Raw genomic sequence first — 17,121 nt, forward strand, 5'->3', positions numbered from 1 at the left:
TCCCCTGCCTTGACTGGCGCGACTTTCGGCCAGACAGGCGTTCCGCCGGCCACCCCGCGCCATGTCAGAAAAATTCCTACACGGTTTACAGACAATTCCGGCAAAGCGCATTCCCCTTCACTGATAGCGGTGTCCCCGCTGATTGGCCAAAATGCCCGTAAGAATATAAACAAGCCGATTGCCCGGCCTCACTGGGTAGATCGAGCAAACGTTTTCATTGGCATTACCGATTGGCCAAAGATTTCTTACGGGGGAATCGAATCATGAGCGCATCCAGCGAAATGCTCGCCGAGATCAACGAAGTCAACCTGTCTTACCTGCTGCTCGCGCAACGACTGCTGCGCGAGGACAAGGCCATGGGCATGTTCCGCATGGGGATTTCGGAGGAACTCGCCGACGTGCTCGTGAACCTGACGCTTGCCCAGACGGTCAAGCTTGCCGCCTCGAACCAGATGCTCTGCCGTTTCCGTTTCGACGATCACTCGCTCCTGTCGTCGCTCGCCGACAAAGGCCGCAGCTCCGCCGTCGCGCACGCGCACTCGGCGATCCTGATGGCCGGTCAGCCGGTCGAGAGCTTCCGTTGAGGGAAGCCGCGCCTCCCGTTCGGGCGCATTGGCTCATAGACTGAAATTAGCAGCTTGATTGTTTGATTAACGGAAATGGCGGAGAGCGACGATGGCGTCCAAGAGCGTAGTGATCGAGGTCAAGGAGATCACCCTGGCGATCGAACTGATCGAGCTGGGCGCGCGGCTGCAATTGCTCGAAGCCGAGACGAACCTGTCGCGCGATCGCCTGATCAAGCTCTACAAGGAGCTGAAGGGCGCGTCGCCGCCGAAGGGGATGCTGCCGTTCTCGACCGACTGGTTCATGACGTGGCAGCCGAACATTCATTCTTCGCTGTTCTATAACATCTACCGTTTCATGCGCGAGCACGGCGGCTGCGAGTCGATCCAGGCGATCGTCAAGGCATACCGGCTGTACCTCGAGCACGTCGGCCTGTCGGACGACGAAGCGGTGCTGAGCCTCACGCGCGCCTGGACGCTCGTGCGCTTCTTCGATTCCGGCATGCTTCAGATGACGCCGTGCACCCGCTGCGGCGGACACTTTGTCGCGCACGCGCACGATCCGCACCACGGCTACGTGTGCGGGCTTTGCCAGCCGCCGTCGCGCGCGGGCAAGACCCGCAAGGCCGCCGCGCTGGCCGACCGGGCCGCCATCGCCGCGTAAGTCGCAAGCCACGTAAGCCGCAGGCGAACGAGCGTTCGCTCCGGCCGTCGAACCGCGCCGCCCGTCCCTCGGGCGGCGTGCCGTTTTCCCCGTTTGCTGGTTTACACCGGCAGGCCTCCGCCGGGCGGTTCTCAAAGTTTTCGTTCCGACTGCCGTAAACCACTTAACGGCGGCCTCCCGGCCGCTCATTCGTGAGGGACAGGCAGTGCTGATTTTCGTGGGAACTCTCGTGACGTTGTTGTCCGTGTTCGGCGGCTACGCGCTGGCGGGCGGGCACCTGGGCGCGCTCGTTCAGCCGGTCGAGATCTTGATGATCGTCGGCGCGGGCGTCGGCGCGTTCATCCTCGGCAACGGCATCAAGACGATCAAGGCGACGCTGCGCGTGCTGCCCTCGCTGTTCAAGGGCTCGAAGTACAACAAGGACATCTACATGGAGCTGATGGCGCTCCTGTACGTGTTGCTCGCGAAGGCGCGCAAGGAAGGCACGCTCACGCTCGAGGCGGACATCGACGACCCCGAGAAGAGCCCGATCTTCACCCAGTATCCGAAGATCCTCGCCGACAAGCACATCGTCGAATTCCTGACCGACTACCTGCGCTTGATGGTGGGCGGCAACATGAACGCGTTCGAGATCGAAAGCCTGATGGACGAGGAGATCGAGACGCACCATGCGGAAGGCGAAGGTCCCGCGCACGCGCTGATGCGCGTCGGCGACGCGATGCCGGCGTTCGGGATCGTCGCCGCCGTGATGGGCGTCGTTCACACGATGGCGTCCGCCGACAAGCCGCCCGCGGTGCTGGGCGCGATGATCGCGCAGGCGCTCGTCGGCACGTTCCTCGGCATTCTGCTGTCGTACGGCCTGATCGGCCCGCTGTCGAGCCTCGCGGAGCAGCGCGTCGCCGAGTCGACCAAGATGTTCCAGTGCATCAAGGTGACGATCCTCGCGAGCCTGAACGGCTACGCGCCCGCGATCGCGGTCGAGTTCGGCCGCAAGGTGCTGTTCTCGACCGAGCGTCCGTCGTTCACCGAGCTCGAAGAGCACGTGCGCCGCGTGAAGGCGAAGTGAGCGCGAGGGCCCCGACATGAGCAAAGGCAAGGATCAGGCGATCATCGTCAAGCGGGTGAACCAGCAGAAGAAGGGGCACCACGGCGGTGCATGGAAGCTCGCGTACGCGGACTTCATGACCGCGATGATGGCGTTCTTCCTGTTGATGTGGCTGCTCTCCGCCGTGACGCCCGTGCAGCTGAAGGGGATCGCCGAGTACTTCAACACGCCGCTCAAGGCCGCGATCTTCGGCAGCGGTGACCGCAGCGCCGACGATTCGAGCATCGTCAAGGGCGGCGGCCGCGACATTTCGAGCATCGAAGCCGGCGCGACGCGCCGCACCGACGGCTCCACCAGTCTCGCCGACCGCATCGTGAAGAAGAGCGAGGACGAAGCGCTCGCGCAGGCGCAAGGCTCGCTCGAGCGCCGCGAGCAGGCGCGGCTGCACGACCTGCAGGTGAAGCTGATGGCGGCGATCGAGGCGAACCCGACGCTGCGCCAGTTCAGGCAGCAGATCCGCATCGATTCGACACTGATGGGGCTGCGCATCGAGATCGTCGATACGCAGAAGCGTCCGATGTTCGCGATGTCGAGCGACGCCGTCGAGCCGTACATGCGCGACATCCTGCGCGAGATCGGCAAGACGCTCAACGACGTGCCGAACCGCATCGTCGTCCAGGGCCATACCGACGCCGTGCCGTACGCGGGCGGCGAGAAGGGCTACAGCAACTGGGAGTTGTCCGCCGATCGGGCGAACGCGTCACGCCGCGAGCTGATCGCGGGTGGCATGGACGAGGCGAAGGTGCTGCGCGTGCTCGGCCTCGCGTCGACGCAGAACCTGAACAAGGCGGACCCGCTCGATCCGGAGAACCGCCGGATCAGCATCATCGTGCTGAACCGCAAGTCGGAGCTCGCGCTGATGCGCGACGACGCGACGACGACGACGCTGTCGTCCGACGCGGCCGGCTCGGGACACCTCGCGCAGCAGATCACGCCGCCCGGTGCGGCCGCCGCGCCCGCTTTGCCGGGCGCCTCGGGCCCCGCCGTGCAGAAACCCTGACGCTTTCGAGACACGCATTCGAGACACGACATGATCCGAACCATTCTCGCCATCGACGACTCCGCCACGATGCGCACGCTGCTGCACGCGACGCTCGGCGAAGCGGGCTACGACGTGACCGTCGCCTCGGACGGCGAGGCCGGGCTCGACGTCGCGTTGGCCGCGACGTTCGACCTGGTGCTGACCGATCACTACATGCCGAAGAAGAACGGCCTCGAAGTGATCGCGGCGCTGCGCGGGCAGCCCGCTTACGAGGCGACGCCGATTCTCGTCCTCACGACCGAGAACGGCGATGCGTTCAAGGACGCGGCGCGCGCCGCAGGCGCGACCGGCTGGATCGAAAAGCCGCTCGACCCGGACGCGCTGCTCGAGCTCGTCGCGGCGCTTGCGTCGTCGAGCCTTTCGTGATGAACACGACGTTTTTATGCGGTGAACCGGCATGACTCTCGATATCACACAGTTCTATCAGACGTTCTTCGACGAAGCCGACGAGCTGCTCGCGCAGATGGAGCAGCTCCTGCTGAACCTGGACGTCGCCTCGCCCGATCCCGAGGATCTGGCCGCGATCTTCCGCGCCGCGCATTCGATCAAGGGCGGCGCCGCGACGTTCGGCTTCACGGCGCTCACGGAGACGACGCACATCCTCGAATCGCTGCTCGACCGCGCGCGCAACCACGAACTGACGCTGACGAAGGAGATGGTCGACGCGTTCCTCGAGACGAAGGACGTGCTGTCCGACCAGCTCGCCGACTACCGTGCGAGCGCCGAGCCCGACGCGGCCTCGGCCGCTGCGATCTGCACGAAGCTCGAACGGCTGAAGGCGTCGGCGAGCGGCGCGCAGGCAGCGCCTGCCGCGCCGGCGGCTGCGGCTCAACCGGCCGCGCCCGCCGCGCCGACGGCCGGCCTCTTCGGTGTGCCCGAGCACGTCGTCGAGCAGGCGGTCGAGGCCGCGCATCCGGCGCCCGGCGCGCCTGACGCCGCAGGCGGCGACGGCCCGCATCTGCAGATCACGCTGACGGGCGTCGGCGACAAGGACCAGGAACTGCTGACTGAGGAGCTCGGCAATCTCGGGCAGATCGTCGGCCGCGCGAAGGCGGGCGACGCGCTCACGCTGTGGCTCGAGACCGACGTGTCGTCGGACGACATCATTGCCGTGTGCTGCTTCGTGATCGACGAAAGCCAGATCGCGATCGGTCGCGGCACCGCGCCGGGCGCCGGAGAAGCGCAGTCCGAGGCGGCCGCCGCGACGCAGGCGGCGTCGCAGCCCAGCGAAGCCGAACGCGAGCCCGAGCCCGCCGAAGCGGCGGCGGAACCGGCCGCGGCCCGAGCGGCGGCGGCGCCCGTCGCCGAACCGAAGCCGGCCGCGCAACCCGCCGCGCCGAGCGCGGCCGCCGCCGCGCCGGCGGCCGTGGCACCCGCCGCACAAAGCGCGGCGCAAGCCGCCGCGCAGCATCACGACGATCGCAAGCCGCGTCCGGCCGCCGCCGCGAGCGCGGAGGGCAGCTCGATCCGCGTGGGCGTCGAGAAGGTCGATCAGCTGATCAATCTCGTCGGCGAGCTCGTGATCACGCAGGCGATGCTCGCGGAGACGACGAGCGCGTTCGATCCGGCGCTGCACGACCGCCTGTACAACGGCATGGCGCAGCTCGAGCGCAACGCGCGCGACCTGCAGGAAGCCGTGATGTCGATCCGGATGATGCCGATGGATTACGTGTTCAGCCGCTTCCCGCGGCTCGTGCGCGACCTCGCGGGCAAGCTCGGCAAGCAGGTCGAGCTCGTCACGTTCGGCCAGGCGACCGAGCTCGACAAGAGCCTCATCGAGCGGATCATCGATCCGCTCACCCACCTCGTGCGCAACAGCCTCGACCACGGGATCGAAACCGTCGAGGCGCGCCGCGCGGCGGGCAAGGACGCGGTCGGCCAGCTCGTGCTGTCGGCCGCGCATCACGGCGGCAACATCGTGATCGAAGTCAGCGACGACGGCGCGGGCCTGAACCGCGACAGGATCCTCGCGAAGGCGGCGAAGCAGGGGATGCAGATCTCCGAGAACATCAGCGACGACGAGGTGTGGAACCTCATCTTCGCGCCGGGCTTCTCGACGGCCGAGGTCGTGACCGACGTGTCCGGCCGCGGCGTCGGGATGGACGTCGTCAAGCGCAACATCCAGTCGATGGGCGGGCACGTCGAGATCTCGTCGCAGGCCGGCCGTGGCACGACGACGCGGATCGTGCTGCCGCTCACGCTCGCCATTCTCGACGGGATGTCGGTGAAGGTCGGCAGCGAGATCTTCATCCTGCCGCTCAACTTCGTGATGGAGTCGCTGCAGCCGTCGGCCGAAGACATCTACACGATCGGCAACGGCGAGCGCGTCGTGCGCGTGCGCGGCGAATATCTGCCGCTCGTCGCGCTGCACGAGGTGTTCTCGGTCGACGACGCGCGCACCGATCCGACGCAGGGCATCGTCACGATCATGCAGACGGAAGGCCGCCGCTTCGCGATGCTGATCGACGAGCTGGTGGGCCAGCAGCAGGTGGTCGTCAAGAACCTCGAGACGAACTACCGCAAGGTGTACGGCATTTCCGCCGCGACGATTCTCGGCGACGGCAGCGTCGCGCTGATCGTCGACGTCGCGGCGCTCAATCGCGAGACCCGCTCGACGCACGGCGCGCACGGTGCGCATGCGAGCGCCGCGCTCGCCGTGTCCTAACTTACGTCATCCATCGACCTGGGGGCTAATGTGTCCGAAGTCCAAACGAACAATTCGGCCGCCGCGAACGCGGCCAACCGCCGCGATGCCGAGCAGGGCGACGCGGCGGGCCAGGAGTTTCTCGTCTTCACGCTCGGCGACGAGGAATACGGCATCGATATTCTCAAGGTGCAGGAAATCCGCGGCTACGACAGCGTCACGCGGATCGCGAACGCGCCCGAGTTCATCAAGGGCGTGATCAACCTGCGCGGAATCATCGTGCCGATCGTCGACATGCGGATCAAGTTCCATCTCGGCCGTGTCGACTACGACCATCAGACGGTCGTGATCATCCTGAACGTCGCGCACCGCGTCGTCGGGATGGTCGTCGACGGCGTGTCCGACGTGCTCACGCTGTCGACCGAGCAGATCATGCCGGCGCCGGAGTTCGGCGGCGTGCTGACGACCGAGTACCTGACGGGCCTCGGCACGGTCGACGGCCGGATGCTGATCCTGATGGACATCGAGAAGCTGATGACGAGCAAGGAGATGGCGCTGATCGAGACGCTCGGCGCGTGAACGGGCGCGCCGCGCTGTCGCACGCGACGCACGCAACGGAACTACGGGGGAGCTGACGATGCTGCACAACTGGTCGATCCGCACGACGCTGACGGCCGTCGGACTAATGCTGGTGCTCGTCGCCGCGCTGGTCGGCGGGCTCGGGCTGTACGCGCTGAATCACGCGAGCCGCTCGCTCGACGCGATCGCGCACGGCGACCTGCCGACGATCCACACGCTCGACGACACGTCGTCGTACCTGCTGCGCTCGCGCGTCGCGCTCGACCGTTTCAAGACGCTGTCCGAGGCCGGCAACGCCGAGGAGGCGCAGAAGGTGCTGTCGCGCGCGCAGGAGCTGTACGCGAAGTCGACGCAGAACTGGCAGGCGTATCTCGCGGCGTCGAAGGAAGGCATCGACCAGGCGCTCGCGGACGAGCTCGCCGCGCGCTACGCGACGCTGACGAAGGAAGGCGTCGAACCGGAATTCGCGGCCGCGCATGCGGGCGACCTCGCCGCGTATCATGCGATCGCCGATACGAAGATCAGCCCGATGTTCGTCGCGTACGACAGCGCGGCGTCCGCGGTGGTCGCCGCGTATTCGAAGCGTGCGGAATCGCGCTTCGACGCGACGCAGACGCGCATCTCGCTGATGATCGCGCTGATTGCGGCGGGCATCGTCGTGGCGTTCCTGATGGTGATCGGCATCCGTTTCGCGCTGCGCGGGCTCATCGTGCAGCCGCTCAACATCGCGATCGCGCAGTTCGAGCGGATCTCGGCGGGCGACCTCACGCAAGCGTCGCAGGTCGCGGGCAGGAACGAGATCGGCCGGCTGTTCCAGGGCATCGGCCGGATGCAGGCGGCCGTCGCCGACATGGTGAAGGCCGTGCATCGCGGCGCGGTGGCGGTCGACGCCGGCGCGCGCGAGATCTCGAGCGGCAACGCCGACCTGTCGGCGCGCACCGAATCGCAGGCGGCGTCGCTGCAGGAAACCGCGTCGAGCATGGAGCAGCTCACGGGCACGGTGCGCCAGAACGCGGAAAACGCGCGGCAGGCGAGCCAGCTCGCGGTCAACGCGTCCGACATCGCGACGCAGGGCGGTGAGGTCGTCGGCCAGGTCGTCAGGACGATGCAGGACATCGCGGCGAGTTCGACGAAGGTCGCCGACATCATCGGCACGATCGAAGGCATCGCATTCCAGACCAACATCCTCGCGCTGAACGCGGCCGTCGAGGCGGCGCGCGCGGGCGAGCAGGGCCGCGGCTTCGCGGTCGTCGCGGGCGAGGTGCGCTCGCTCGCGCAGCGCAGCGCGACGGCCGCGAAGGAAATCAAGCAGTTGATCGGCGATTCCGCGCACAAGGTGCAAAGCGGCTCCGCGCTCGTCGAGCGCGCGGGCACGACGATGGCCGAGATCGTTCAGGCGGTGCGCCGCGTGACCGACATCATGGGCGAGATCAGCGCGGCGTCCGAAGAGCAGTCGACTGGCATCGTCCAGGTGAATCGCGCGGTCAGCCAGATGGACGCCGTCACGCAGCAGAACGCGGCGCTCGTCGAAGAGGCGGCGGCCGCCGCCGCATCGCTCGAAGAGCAGACGCGGCAGATGAAGCAGGTCGTGTCGGTCTGGCGCGTCGAAGGCGGGATCGCGTCCGCCGCGACGCCGGCCGCGGCGGACGCGCCGGGGGCGAAGGCGCACGCGAACGCGGCGTCGCCGAGCAAGCCGTCGGCCGCTGCGACCACGTCGCGCGCGCCCGCTGCCAGCGTGGCCGGATCGTCGTCGGCTTCGGCTTCGGCCGCCGCGGCGCCGGCTGCCGCACACGGCACCCGCGAGGCACACGGCGCGCACGTTGCCCATGCCGCCGCGTCGCAGCCCGCGAAGACGCCCGCCGGCGCGCCGAAGTCCGCCGCCTCCACCGCGTCTTCCGCCTACGCGCCGAAGCTCGCGAAGCCGGGCGCAGCCGCGCGTCCGTCGCCAAGCAAGGCCGGCGCGGCCGCCGCGCCGCAAGCCGCCGCCGCTTCCGCGTCCTCCTTCGCGCTCAAGCGCCCGGTGCTGTCGGGCGAGTCGAAGCCCGCGGTCGCCTCAGCGTCCTCCGACGACGACTGGGAAACCTTTTAAGCGATGATGCCCGCCCGCGCCGCCTCTCGTCTCGACGCACTCGAACCGCAGGAACGGTCGGGCGACGCTGCGCGGGACTTCGAATTCACGTCCGCCGATTTCACGAAGATCCGCGCGCTGATCCATCAGCGCGCGGGCATCTCGCTGTCCGAGCACAAGCGCGACATGGCGTACAGCCGCCTTGCGCGGCGCCTGCGCGCGCGCGGGCTCAACCGTTTCTGCGACTATCTCGAGCTGCTCGAGCGCGAGAACGACCCGGCCGAATGGGAAGCGTTCACGAACTCGCTGACGACGAACCTGACCGCGTTCTTCCGCGAGTCGCATCACTTCCCGATCCTCGCCGAATTCGTCAAGCGCCGCGAGCAGCCGGTGTCGGTGTGGTGCTCGGCGGCGTCGACGGGCGAAGAGCCGTATTCGATCGCGATGACGCTCGTCGAGGCGCTCGGCGATTCGGCCGCGCGCTCGGCGACCGTGCTCGCGACCGACCTCGACACGCAGGTGCTCGCGAAGGCGGAAGCGGGCGTCTACGCGTTCGAGCAGGTGAAGCACCTGTCGCCCGAGCGGCTCAAGCGCTTCTTCCTGAAAGGCACGGGCGCGCAGGCGGGCCGCGTGAAGGTGCGCCCCGAGCTGCGCGCGATGATCCGCTTCGCGCAGCTCAACCTGACGGACGCCGACTACGGCCTCACGAAGCCGTTCGACGCGATCTTCTGCCGCAACGTGATGATCTACTTCGACAAGCCGACGCAGTCGCAGGTGCTCGCGCGCTTCGAGCCGCTGATGAAGCCGGGCGGCCTGCTGTTCGCCGGCCATTCGGAGAACTTCACGTACGTGACGCAGGCGTTCCATCTGCGCGGGCAGACGGTCTACGAGCTGACGCGCGACGGGCATTCCGCCGCGCCGCGCGTGCGCTCGCGCGTCGGCGCGGCCGCGGCCGAGGAGGAACTCCGATGAGCGGGCTGCCGATCGCGACCAATCATTATTTCGACGCGCACTTCCACCGCCGCGGCGTGAAGCTGCTGCCAAACGAGTTCTACACGACGCGCGAGGACATGGTGCTCGTCACCGTGCTCGGCTCGTGCGTCGCCGCGTGCCTGCACGATCCGATCGCGCGGATCGGCGGGATGAATCACTTCATGCTGCCGGACGACGGCGCGGATCCGTCCGCCGCCGCGTCCGAATCGATGCGCTACGGCGCGTACGCGATGGAAGTGCTGATCAACGAGCTCATCAAGGCGGGCGGCCGCCGCGAGCGCTTCGAAGCGAAGGTGTTCGGCGGCGCGGCCGTGCTCGCCGGGATGACGACGATCAACATCGGCGATCGCAACGCCGATTTCGTGCGCCGCTATCTCGCGCTCGAACGCATCCGCATCACCGCGGAGGATCTGCAGGGCGTGCATCCGCGCAAGGTCGCGTTCATGCCGTACACGGGGCAGGCAATGGTGAAGAAGCTGCGCGTGCAGGCGCCCGACGTCGCGGAGCGGGAAGCCGCGCTCGCGCGCGAGGCGAGCGGCGAGCGCGCCGCCCGTCCGCGCCCGCGCGTCGAGCTGTTCGGGACGCCCGCGCCCAAGGCGGATGCGAAGCCCCGCATCGAATTGTTCGGTACGCGGGCCGCGTCGCAGCCCGTCACAAGAAAGCAGGAGGCTTGAACGCTGTGCAGAAGAAAATCAAAGTGCTGTGCGTCGACGATTCGGCGCTGATCCGCAGCCTGATGACCGAAATCATCAACAGCCAGCCCGACATGGAAGTGTGCGCGACCGCGCCCGATCCGCTCGTCGCGCGCGAGCTGATCAAGCAGCACAACCCGGACGTGCTGACGCTCGACGTCGAAATGCCGCGGATGGACGGCCTCGACTTCCTCGAGAAGCTGATGCGCCTGCGGCCGATGCCGGTCGTGATGGTGTCGTCGCTGACCGAGCGCGGCTCGGAAATCACGCTGCGCGCGCTCGAGCTCGGCGCGGTCGACTTCGTCACGAAGCCGCGCGTCGGGATTCGCGACGGGATGCTCGACTATTCGGAAAAGCTGGCCGACAAGGTGCGCGCCGCGTCGCGCGCGCGCGTGCGGCAGAATCCGCAGCCGCATTCGGCCGCTGCCGCCGCGGCGCACGGTCAGGCTAGCGCCGCCGCGCCGCTCATCAACAATCCGCTCGTCAGTACCGAGAAGCTGATCATCGTCGGTGCGTCGACGGGCGGCACCGAGGCGATCCGCGAGGTGCTGACGCCGCTGCCGCCCGACGCGCCCGCCGTCCTGATCGCGCAGCACATGCCGCCCGGCTTCACGCGCTCGTTCGCGCAGCGCCTGAACGGGCTGTGCCGGATCTCGGTGAAGGAGGCGGAGCACGGCGAGCGCGTGCTGCCGGGCCACGCGTACATCGCGCCCGGCCACGCGCACCTGCTGCTCGCGCGAAGCGGTGCGAACTACATCGCGCATCTGTCGGACGATCCGCCCGTCAACCGCCATCGCCCGTCGGTCGACGTGCTGTTCCGCTCGGCCGCGCAGCACGCGGGCAAGAACGCGCTCGGCGTGATCCTGACCGGGATGGGCCGCGACGGCGCGGCCGGGCTGCTTGAAATGAAAAAGGCGGGCGCGTATACGTTCGCCCAGGACGAGGCGAGCTGCGTCGTGTTCGGGATGCCGCGCGAGGCGATCGCGATGGGCGGCGTCGACGACGTCGCGCCCCTTTCCGACATGAGTCGCCGTATCATGGCGCGCCTTGCGTCGATGGGCGACCGCGTGCAGCGCGTGTAACCCTAGGCGCCACCGTTACAGGACACGAATCAGGAAAGGAACAGACGATGGACAAGAGCATGAAGATTCTGGTGGTGGACGATTTTCCGACGATGCGTCGGATCGTCCGCAACTTGTTGAAAGAGCTGGGCTATTCGAACGTCGACGAGGCGGAGGACGGGCTCGCCGGGCTTGCGCGGCTGCGCGGCGGCGGCTACGACTTCGTGATCTCCGACTGGAACATGCCGAACCTCGACGGCCTCGCGATGCTGAAGGAGATCCGCGCGGACGCGTCGCTCACGCATCTGCCCGTGCTGATGGTGACGGCCGAGTCGAAGAAGGAGAACATCATCGCGGCCGCGCAGGCGGGCGCGAGCGGCTATGTCGTGAAGCCGTTCACGGCGGCGACCCTCGACGAGAAGCTCAACAAGATTCTGGAAAAGATGGCGAAAGCGGGGAGCTGACGTGAACGAGCCGATCAATGCGGCGCTTGCCGGCGCGAGCGCCGACGACCGCCTTGCCGACGCCGCCGATCTGGCGAGCGACCGTATTCTCGCGCGCATCGGCCAGCTGACGCGCACGCTGCGCGACTCGATGCGCGAGCTGGGGCTCGACAAGCACGTCGAGAAGGCGGCGGAAGCCGTGCCGGATGCACGCGATCGGCTGCGCTATGTCGTCGCGATGACCGAGCAGGCGGCCGAGCGCGTGCTGACCGCGATCGAGATCGCGAAGCCCGTGCAGGTGCGCCTGCAGGAAGAGGCCGCGGCGCTCGACGCGCGCTGGGCGAAGTGGTACGAGTCGCCGATCGAGCGCGCGGAAGTGCGCGGCCTGATGGACGACACGCGCGCGTTCCTGCGCGCGCTGCCGGAGGCGACGGGCGCGACCAACGCGCAACTGCTCGAGATCATGCTCGCGCAGGACTTCCAGGATCTGACGGGCCAGGTGATCAAGAAGATCATGGACATGGTCTACCTGATCGAGCAGCAGCTGCTGACCGTGCTGGTCGAGAACATCGCGCCCGAGCGGCGCGAGCAGTTCGCCGCGACGGCCGCCGCGCTCGCCGCCGAGCAGGCGGGCGGCGCGATCACGCCGGAATCGCTGCTGAATGGGCCGCAAATCAACCCGGAAGGAAAGGCGGACGTTGTGCAGGATCAGGCGCAAGTCGACGATCTGTTGGCGAGCCTCGGCTTTTGAGTCAAATTGTTTTGCAATATTTAAGAAATCTTCGAGATTAATGCCGATAGGTTTTTGACATAAGAGACAGGCATACTACGCTCCTGATTTGCAGGCTCTCGAGAGCTTTCTTTTTGCTTTCGATTGTCGATAATGAGCGGCGTGCGAGTCGGCAGACGTCACGCCGCCCGAGGTGCAGGGCCTGAATTCGAGGAGGAATGGAGTGAGATCGAGTCGATTTCGCCGGATCGCCGCGACGGCGGCCGGCTTCATGTGCGCGTGGCTTGCCGCGCCCGTCCACGCGGGCCTCGGCGGCGCGCCGATGACCCCGCCCGCAGCGGACACCGCCGCGACGGTACGGTCGATGCAGCGCAGCATCCATGCGGCGGGCGGCGTATCGACGGCCGCCGTCGGCTACACCGTGCGCGAAACCACGCTCGGTTCGGGCACCGTGGTGCGCGAGTACGTCTCGACGGCGGGCACCGTGTTCGCGTTGTCGTGGCAGGGCCCCGTCGCGCCCGATCTCACCGATCTGCTCGGCAGCTATTTCCCGCAATACGAGGCGGGCGTGAAGGCGTCCCACGCCGCACGCGGGCCGCGCGCACCGGCCGCGATCGACACGAGCGGGCTCGTCGTCCACACGGGCGGCCACATGGGCTCGTACTCCGGTCAGGCGTGGCTGCCGCAGGCGCTGCCTGCCGGCTTCTCCACCAACGACATCCAGTGATCGCGACGGGAGGGGACAGATCTTGCGCTTCCAATACACTCTGACTCGCTGGCTCGGCGCGCTGAGCCTCGCCGCGGCCACGGTCGCACTCGTCGCCGCCTGCGGCGGCGGAGGCGACGGCGGCTCGTCCGGCACGCCGCTCGCGTCGAACCAGGCGGCGATCACCGTCAGCACGGGCGTCGCGACCGTCGTCAACATGCCGACCGTCAGCGTGACGATCTGCGCGCCCGGCACGTCGACGTGCCAGACGATCGACAACGTGCTCGTCGACACCGCGTCGTACGGGCTGCGGATCGTCAACACCGCGGCGTCGAACGTGCTCGGCAGCCTGCCCGTGTCGAGCGTGAGCGGCGGTGCGCTCGTCGAGTGCGGCAAGTTCGTGACGAGCTACACGTGGGGCACCGTGCGCACCGCCGACGTGAAGATCGCCGGCGAGCAGGCGGGCTCGCTGCCGGTCCAGATCATCGGCGATCTCGGCACGTCCGGCGTGCCGACGTCTTGCTCGAACGGCAATTCGCCGTCGAACACGGCCGCCGACCTAGGCGCGAACGGCATCCTCGGGATCGGGCCCGCGCCCTACGACTGCGGCGCGAATTGCGTGACGTCGACGCTCTACAGCAATTACTACGCGTGCCCGAACGGCAACTCGAGCTGCCAGGTCACGACGGTGCCGCTCGCGCAGCAGGTCGCGAATCCGGTGCCGCGCTTTCCGGCCGACAACAACGGCGTGGTCGTCGCGATGAATCCGCCGTCGGGCGGCAGTGCGACCGGCACACTGACGTTCGGCATCAATACGCAGGCGAACAACGCGCTGCCGGCGGGCGCGACCAAGCTCACGTCGACGACGGCGGGCGACCTGACGGGCACGCTGCTCGGCCGCACGATCAGCACGGCGTTCTTCGACACCGGCTCGAACGCGTACTTCTTCGACACGGGCGGCAGCACGGCCGTCACGCTGCCCGTCTGCAGCAACAACTCGTCGTTCTACTGCCCGTCGAGCACGCAGACGACGACGGCCACCGTCGTCGGCCTGAACGGCGCGCAGGCGTCGGCGTCGATCTCGATCGCCAACGCGAACTCGCTGTTCTCGTCGTACAAGTCCGCGGTGCCGAACCTGGGCGGCCCGTTCGGCAACACGCGGGTGCTCGACTTCGGCTTGCCGCACTTCTTCGGCAAGACGCTGTACTTCGGGATGGACCAGAGCGGCAGCGGCGGGCCGGCGCCGTATATCGCGTTCTGACGCGACGGGCGGCGCGCGCCGGCATCCGGGGGCTCCGGCTCCGGCGCGCCGCACGCTGACGACAAAGGGCGCGAGAAATCGCGCCCTTTTGCTTGGAGAACTACGGAAGATGCGCGGCCGCACGCGCCGCGAGCGCCTATCATCGTCAGGTTGTTCCGCAGAGGAAGACTCACGAGGAGAGACGTCATGACGGCACGTGTGCAGCGCATCACCCCCTTCCTGTGGTTCAACGGCAACGCCGAGGAGGCCGCGACGTTCTACGTATCGGTGTTCGACGACGCGAAGATCACGCGCGTCGCCCGCTACGGCAGGGAGGGCGCGCAGGCGTCCGGGCAGGGCGAGGGCACCGTGATGACGGTCGCCTTCGAGCTCGACGGCCAGAACTTCGTCGCGCTGAACGGCGGCCCCGCGTTCCAGTTCAATCCGGCCGTGTCGTTCGTCGTCAACTGCGCGACGCAGGACGAGATCGACTACTACTGGCGCCGGTTGTCCGAAGGCGGCGACGAGAGCGCGCAGCAGTGCGGCTGGCTCAAGGACCGCTTCGGGCTGTCGTGGCAGATCGTGCCCGCGCAACTGCCGGAGCTGCTGACGGGCGCCGATCCGGCGAAGGCGTCGCGCACGATGCAGGCGCTGATGCAGATGAAGAAGATCGACCTCGCGGCGCTGCAGCGGGCCGCAGCCGGCTAAGCGCCCGCCTGCCGTTTCCCTGCCGTCCATCGTTCGCTTTCCCCGCCTTTCGACGACAATACGGGCTTCTCCGCAGCGGAGACACGGCATGAAGCCAATCGGTGTGACGCGCGTCGCGATCGTCGGCGGCGGCGTGGCGGGCCTCGCGGCGGGCGTCGAGCTCGCGCGCCGGGGCTGCGACGTGCGGCTTTACGAGGCGCGCGATGTGGTGGGCGGATGCGCGTCGACGACCGACGTCGACGGCTTTCGCTTCAACGACGGCGCGCTGTTCGTCGCACTGCCGCGCCTGCTCGATCACGCGTTCGCGCGGCTCGGGCTCGATCGCGCGGCGCGCGTGCCGCTGCTGCCGATCGCGGTGCCCCAGGCGTCGTGGCTGCCGGACGGCACGCGCGTGACGCTCGGCGCGCGCGGCGCGGCGTTCGTCGACGGCGCGCAAGGCGCCGAGCGCAGCGCGGTGCTGCAGGCGGAGATCGCGCGCTGCGTCGACAAGTGGCGGCCGCTGCTGCGGATCTTCGTCGACGATCTGCTGATCCGACCGCTGTCGCTGCCGCATTTCCTCGCGAAGACCTGGCGTCATCTGCCGAAGCTGCGCGGCACGCTCGCGGCCGAGCTCGCGCGCGATTTCTCCGATCCGGACGCGCGCGCGGCGCTCGCCGCCGTCACGCTGTACACGGGGCTGCCCGCCGAGTGCACGCCCGTCGCGCAGATCGTCGGGCTGATCGCGCTCCTCGACGACGGCCTGTATTTGCCCGAAGGCGGGATGGGCGCGATTCCGCGCGCGCTCGCCGACGCGTTCGCCGCGCACGGCGGACAGGTCCGCACGGGAGCGGCGGTCGCGCGGATTCGCGTCGCGGGCGGCCGCGTGCGCGGGCTCACGCTCGCGTCGGGCGAGCAGATCGACGCGGACGCAGTCGTGTCGACCGCGAGTGGAATGGCGACGTTCGCGCGTCTCGTCGAGGCCGCCGACGCGCCGCGCGCGATGCTGCGCCGCGTCGCCCGCGCGCCTTTGTCGCATCGCGCGCTCGGCATCCAGCTCGGGCTGCGCAACCGGATCGAGCCCGTCGCGTATTCGGTGAACCATCTGCCGAGCGCGGGCGACCAGCGGGCCATGCTGTCGCCGCAGCCGGACGGCGTGCGCTGGTTCAACTACACGGTGCCGACGGTCACGCTGCCCGGGCTCGCGCCGCCGGGCGGCAGCATCGTCGAGATGTTCGCGGCCGTCGACGCGCGCACGCCGCTCGACGCGTGGACCGACGCCGCGAAGACGGCGGCCGCGCAGCCCTGGATCGATGCGCTCGCGCGCCGGCACCGGCTCGACATCGCGACGCTGCGCGTGACGAGCCCGAAGGATCATGCGGAGCGGCTCGGCCTGTACGAAGGCGCGCTTTACGGGCTGTCGCCCGCCGTGCGGCCGGATCAGCAGTTTCCGCACGTGACGCCGATCGACGGGCTGTATCTCGCCGGCCAGACGACATATCCGGGCTTCGGCGTGACGACGTCGATGCTGCCGGGCGTCTTCGCGGCCGACGCGCTCGCGTCGCGCGCGTTGCGATGAGCGGCGTGCGGGCGCGCGGCGCCCGAGCTTAGGAGCCGCGCGGCCGGGCTCGCCGCAAACGTGCCCTTCGACACCGCGTCGGCGTTTTCCGGCGGGCGCGCGTTCCGGCGGCGCGCGGCAAGCATGAGGACGTTGGTTGCCAGGGCTGCCCGCCGCCCGCCGTCGATCCCGCCCCCAAAACCCGCTCACCGCCCGCCCTTCGACCCCGCGACCGATTCCGAGAAATACCCCCGTTTCCCCGCTTTCCTCGACCGATCGCCCGTTGACCGCCGCGGGAATAATCGGTGTCACTGGAAAGCGGCATCCCGCCGCGCCCACACGGAGGCCC

The 17,121-nt window shown here is 68.4% G+C and carries 17 protein-coding genes; all 17 read left to right on the top strand.

All coding sequences use genetic code 11. From position 1 onward, the window contains the following. The first annotated feature begins 263 nt into the window (after nucleotides 1–263). The 17 genes from flhD to BG90_RS08525 all read left to right on the top strand — a co-directional run bounded on the left by flhD (nucleotide 264) and on the right by BG90_RS08525 (nucleotide 16,793). A complete protein-coding gene (gene flhD, locus BG90_RS08445) occupies nucleotides 264–584 on the top strand; it encodes a flagellar transcriptional regulator FlhD (RefSeq protein WP_010107086.1) in 321 nt (106 codons plus the stop codon). A 91-nt stretch (nucleotides 585–675) separates the two neighbouring features. Beyond that, a complete protein-coding gene (flhC, locus tag BG90_RS08450; protein WP_025990041.1) occupies nucleotides 676–1,227 on the top strand; it encodes a flagellar transcriptional regulator FlhC in 552 nt (183 codons plus the stop codon). Between the two features lie 205 nt (nucleotides 1,228–1,432). Next, nucleotides 1,433–2,293, top strand: a complete 861-nt coding sequence (motA, locus tag BG90_RS08455; RefSeq protein WP_010107084.1) for a flagellar motor stator protein MotA — start codon at nucleotides 1,433–1,435, stop codon at nucleotides 2,291–2,293. Between the two features lie 16 nt (nucleotides 2,294–2,309). Further along, complete coding sequence (gene motB / locus BG90_RS08460) at nucleotides 2,310–3,332, top strand: flagellar motor protein MotB (protein ID WP_010117416.1); 1,023 nt, start codon at nucleotides 2,310–2,312, stop codon at nucleotides 3,330–3,332. A gap of 30 nt (nucleotides 3,333–3,362) precedes the next feature. Then, entirely contained in the window at nucleotides 3,363–3,740 is a 378-nt protein-coding gene (locus BG90_RS08465; protein WP_010107082.1) for a response regulator, read from the top strand. Nucleotides 3,741–3,771: 31 nt separating this feature from the next. After that, nucleotides 3,772–6,039, top strand: a complete 2,268-nt coding sequence (gene cheA, locus BG90_RS08470; protein ID WP_045568110.1) for a chemotaxis protein CheA — start codon at nucleotides 3,772–3,774, stop codon at nucleotides 6,037–6,039. Nucleotides 6,040–6,069: 30 nt separating this feature from the next. Beyond that, on the top strand, nucleotides 6,070–6,597 hold the full coding sequence (gene cheW, locus BG90_RS08475; RefSeq protein WP_010107078.1) for a chemotaxis protein CheW: 528 nt from the start codon (nucleotides 6,070–6,072) through the stop codon (nucleotides 6,595–6,597). Between the two features lie 58 nt (nucleotides 6,598–6,655). Next, nucleotides 6,656–8,686, top strand: coding sequence for a methyl-accepting chemotaxis protein (locus BG90_RS08480; RefSeq protein ID WP_045568111.1), 2,031 nt, complete (start codon nucleotides 6,656–6,658; stop codon nucleotides 8,684–8,686). Between the two features lie 3 nt (nucleotides 8,687–8,689). Beyond that, nucleotides 8,690–9,637 carry a CheR family methyltransferase gene (locus BG90_RS08485; RefSeq protein ID WP_010107073.1) on the top strand — a complete coding sequence of 316 codons (948 nt, stop codon included), beginning with the start codon at nucleotides 8,690–8,692 and terminating at the stop codon, nucleotides 9,635–9,637. After that, nucleotides 9,634–10,332, top strand: coding sequence for a chemoreceptor glutamine deamidase CheD (cheD, locus tag BG90_RS08490; protein ID WP_010107072.1), 699 nt, complete (start codon nucleotides 9,634–9,636; stop codon nucleotides 10,330–10,332). Before BG90_RS08485 ends, cheD begins: the two co-directional genes overlap by 4 nt. Nucleotides 10,333–10,337: 5 nt before the next feature. Continuing rightward, the gene (locus BG90_RS08495; protein ID WP_010107071.1) at nucleotides 10,338–11,432 is read left to right on the top strand and encodes a protein-glutamate methylesterase/protein-glutamine glutaminase; all 1,095 of its coding nucleotides are present in this window, start codon (nucleotides 10,338–10,340) and stop codon (nucleotides 11,430–11,432) included. A gap of 47 nt (nucleotides 11,433–11,479) precedes the next feature. Further along, complete coding sequence (cheY, locus tag BG90_RS08500; RefSeq protein ID WP_004185006.1) at nucleotides 11,480–11,875, top strand: chemotaxis response regulator CheY; 396 nt, start codon at nucleotides 11,480–11,482, stop codon at nucleotides 11,873–11,875. A gap of 1 nt (nucleotide 11,876) precedes the next feature. Continuing rightward, on the top strand, nucleotides 11,877–12,605 hold the full coding sequence (gene cheZ / locus BG90_RS08505; protein ID WP_010107066.1) for a protein phosphatase CheZ: 729 nt from the start codon (nucleotides 11,877–11,879) through the stop codon (nucleotides 12,603–12,605). A gap of 202 nt (nucleotides 12,606–12,807) precedes the next feature. Further along, complete coding sequence (locus tag BG90_RS08510) at nucleotides 12,808–13,311, top strand: DUF2844 domain-containing protein (RefSeq protein WP_010117399.1); 504 nt, start codon at nucleotides 12,808–12,810, stop codon at nucleotides 13,309–13,311. A 22-nt stretch (nucleotides 13,312–13,333) separates the two neighbouring features. Next, the gene (locus tag BG90_RS08515) at nucleotides 13,334–14,551 is read left to right on the top strand and encodes a DUF3443 domain-containing protein (protein WP_010117397.1); all 1,218 of its coding nucleotides are present in this window, start codon (nucleotides 13,334–13,336) and stop codon (nucleotides 14,549–14,551) included. Nucleotides 14,552–14,737: 186 nt separating this feature from the next. Next, the gene (locus tag BG90_RS08520; RefSeq protein WP_010107063.1) at nucleotides 14,738–15,238 is read left to right on the top strand and encodes a VOC family protein; all 501 of its coding nucleotides are present in this window, start codon (nucleotides 14,738–14,740) and stop codon (nucleotides 15,236–15,238) included. A gap of 88 nt (nucleotides 15,239–15,326) precedes the next feature. After that, the gene (locus BG90_RS08525) at nucleotides 15,327–16,793 is read left to right on the top strand and encodes a phytoene desaturase family protein (protein ID WP_038802025.1); all 1,467 of its coding nucleotides are present in this window, start codon (nucleotides 15,327–15,329) and stop codon (nucleotides 16,791–16,793) included. Nucleotides 16,794–17,121: the final 328 nt, after the last annotated feature.

Origin of the sequence: Burkholderia oklahomensis C6786, from assembly GCF_000959365.1 — a bacterium.
Lineage (GTDB): Bacteria > Pseudomonadota > Gammaproteobacteria > Burkholderiales > Burkholderiaceae > Burkholderia > Burkholderia oklahomensis.

Excerpts from the sequence above, each read along its gene's own strand:
- BG90_RS08525 (WP_038802025.1), top strand. The coding sequence starts at position 15,327 with ATGAAGCCAATCGGTGTGACGCGCGTCGCGATCGTCGGCGGCGGCGTG.
- BG90_RS08480 (WP_045568111.1), top strand. The coding sequence starts at position 6,656 with ATGCTGCACAACTGGTCGATCCGCACGACGCTGACGGCCGTCGGACTA.
- BG90_RS08465 (WP_010107082.1), top strand. The coding sequence starts at position 3,363 with ATGATCCGAACCATTCTCGCCATCGACGACTCCGCCACGATGCGCACG.
- BG90_RS08485 (WP_010107073.1), top strand. The coding sequence starts at position 8,690 with ATGATGCCCGCCCGCGCCGCCTCTCGTCTCGACGCACTCGAACCGCAG.
- cheA (WP_045568110.1), top strand. The coding sequence starts at position 3,772 with ATGACTCTCGATATCACACAGTTCTATCAGACGTTCTTCGACGAAGCC.
- cheD (WP_010107072.1), top strand. The coding sequence starts at position 9,634 with ATGAGCGGGCTGCCGATCGCGACCAATCATTATTTCGACGCGCACTTC.
- BG90_RS08520 (WP_010107063.1), top strand. The coding sequence starts at position 14,738 with ATGACGGCACGTGTGCAGCGCATCACCCCCTTCCTGTGGTTCAACGGC.
- cheY (WP_004185006.1), top strand. The coding sequence starts at position 11,480 with ATGGACAAGAGCATGAAGATTCTGGTGGTGGACGATTTTCCGACGATG.
- motB (WP_010117416.1), top strand. The coding sequence starts at position 2,310 with ATGAGCAAAGGCAAGGATCAGGCGATCATCGTCAAGCGGGTGAACCAG.
- flhC (WP_025990041.1), top strand. The coding sequence starts at position 676 with ATGGCGTCCAAGAGCGTAGTGATCGAGGTCAAGGAGATCACCCTGGCG.
- flhD (WP_010107086.1), top strand. The coding sequence starts at position 264 with ATGAGCGCATCCAGCGAAATGCTCGCCGAGATCAACGAAGTCAACCTG.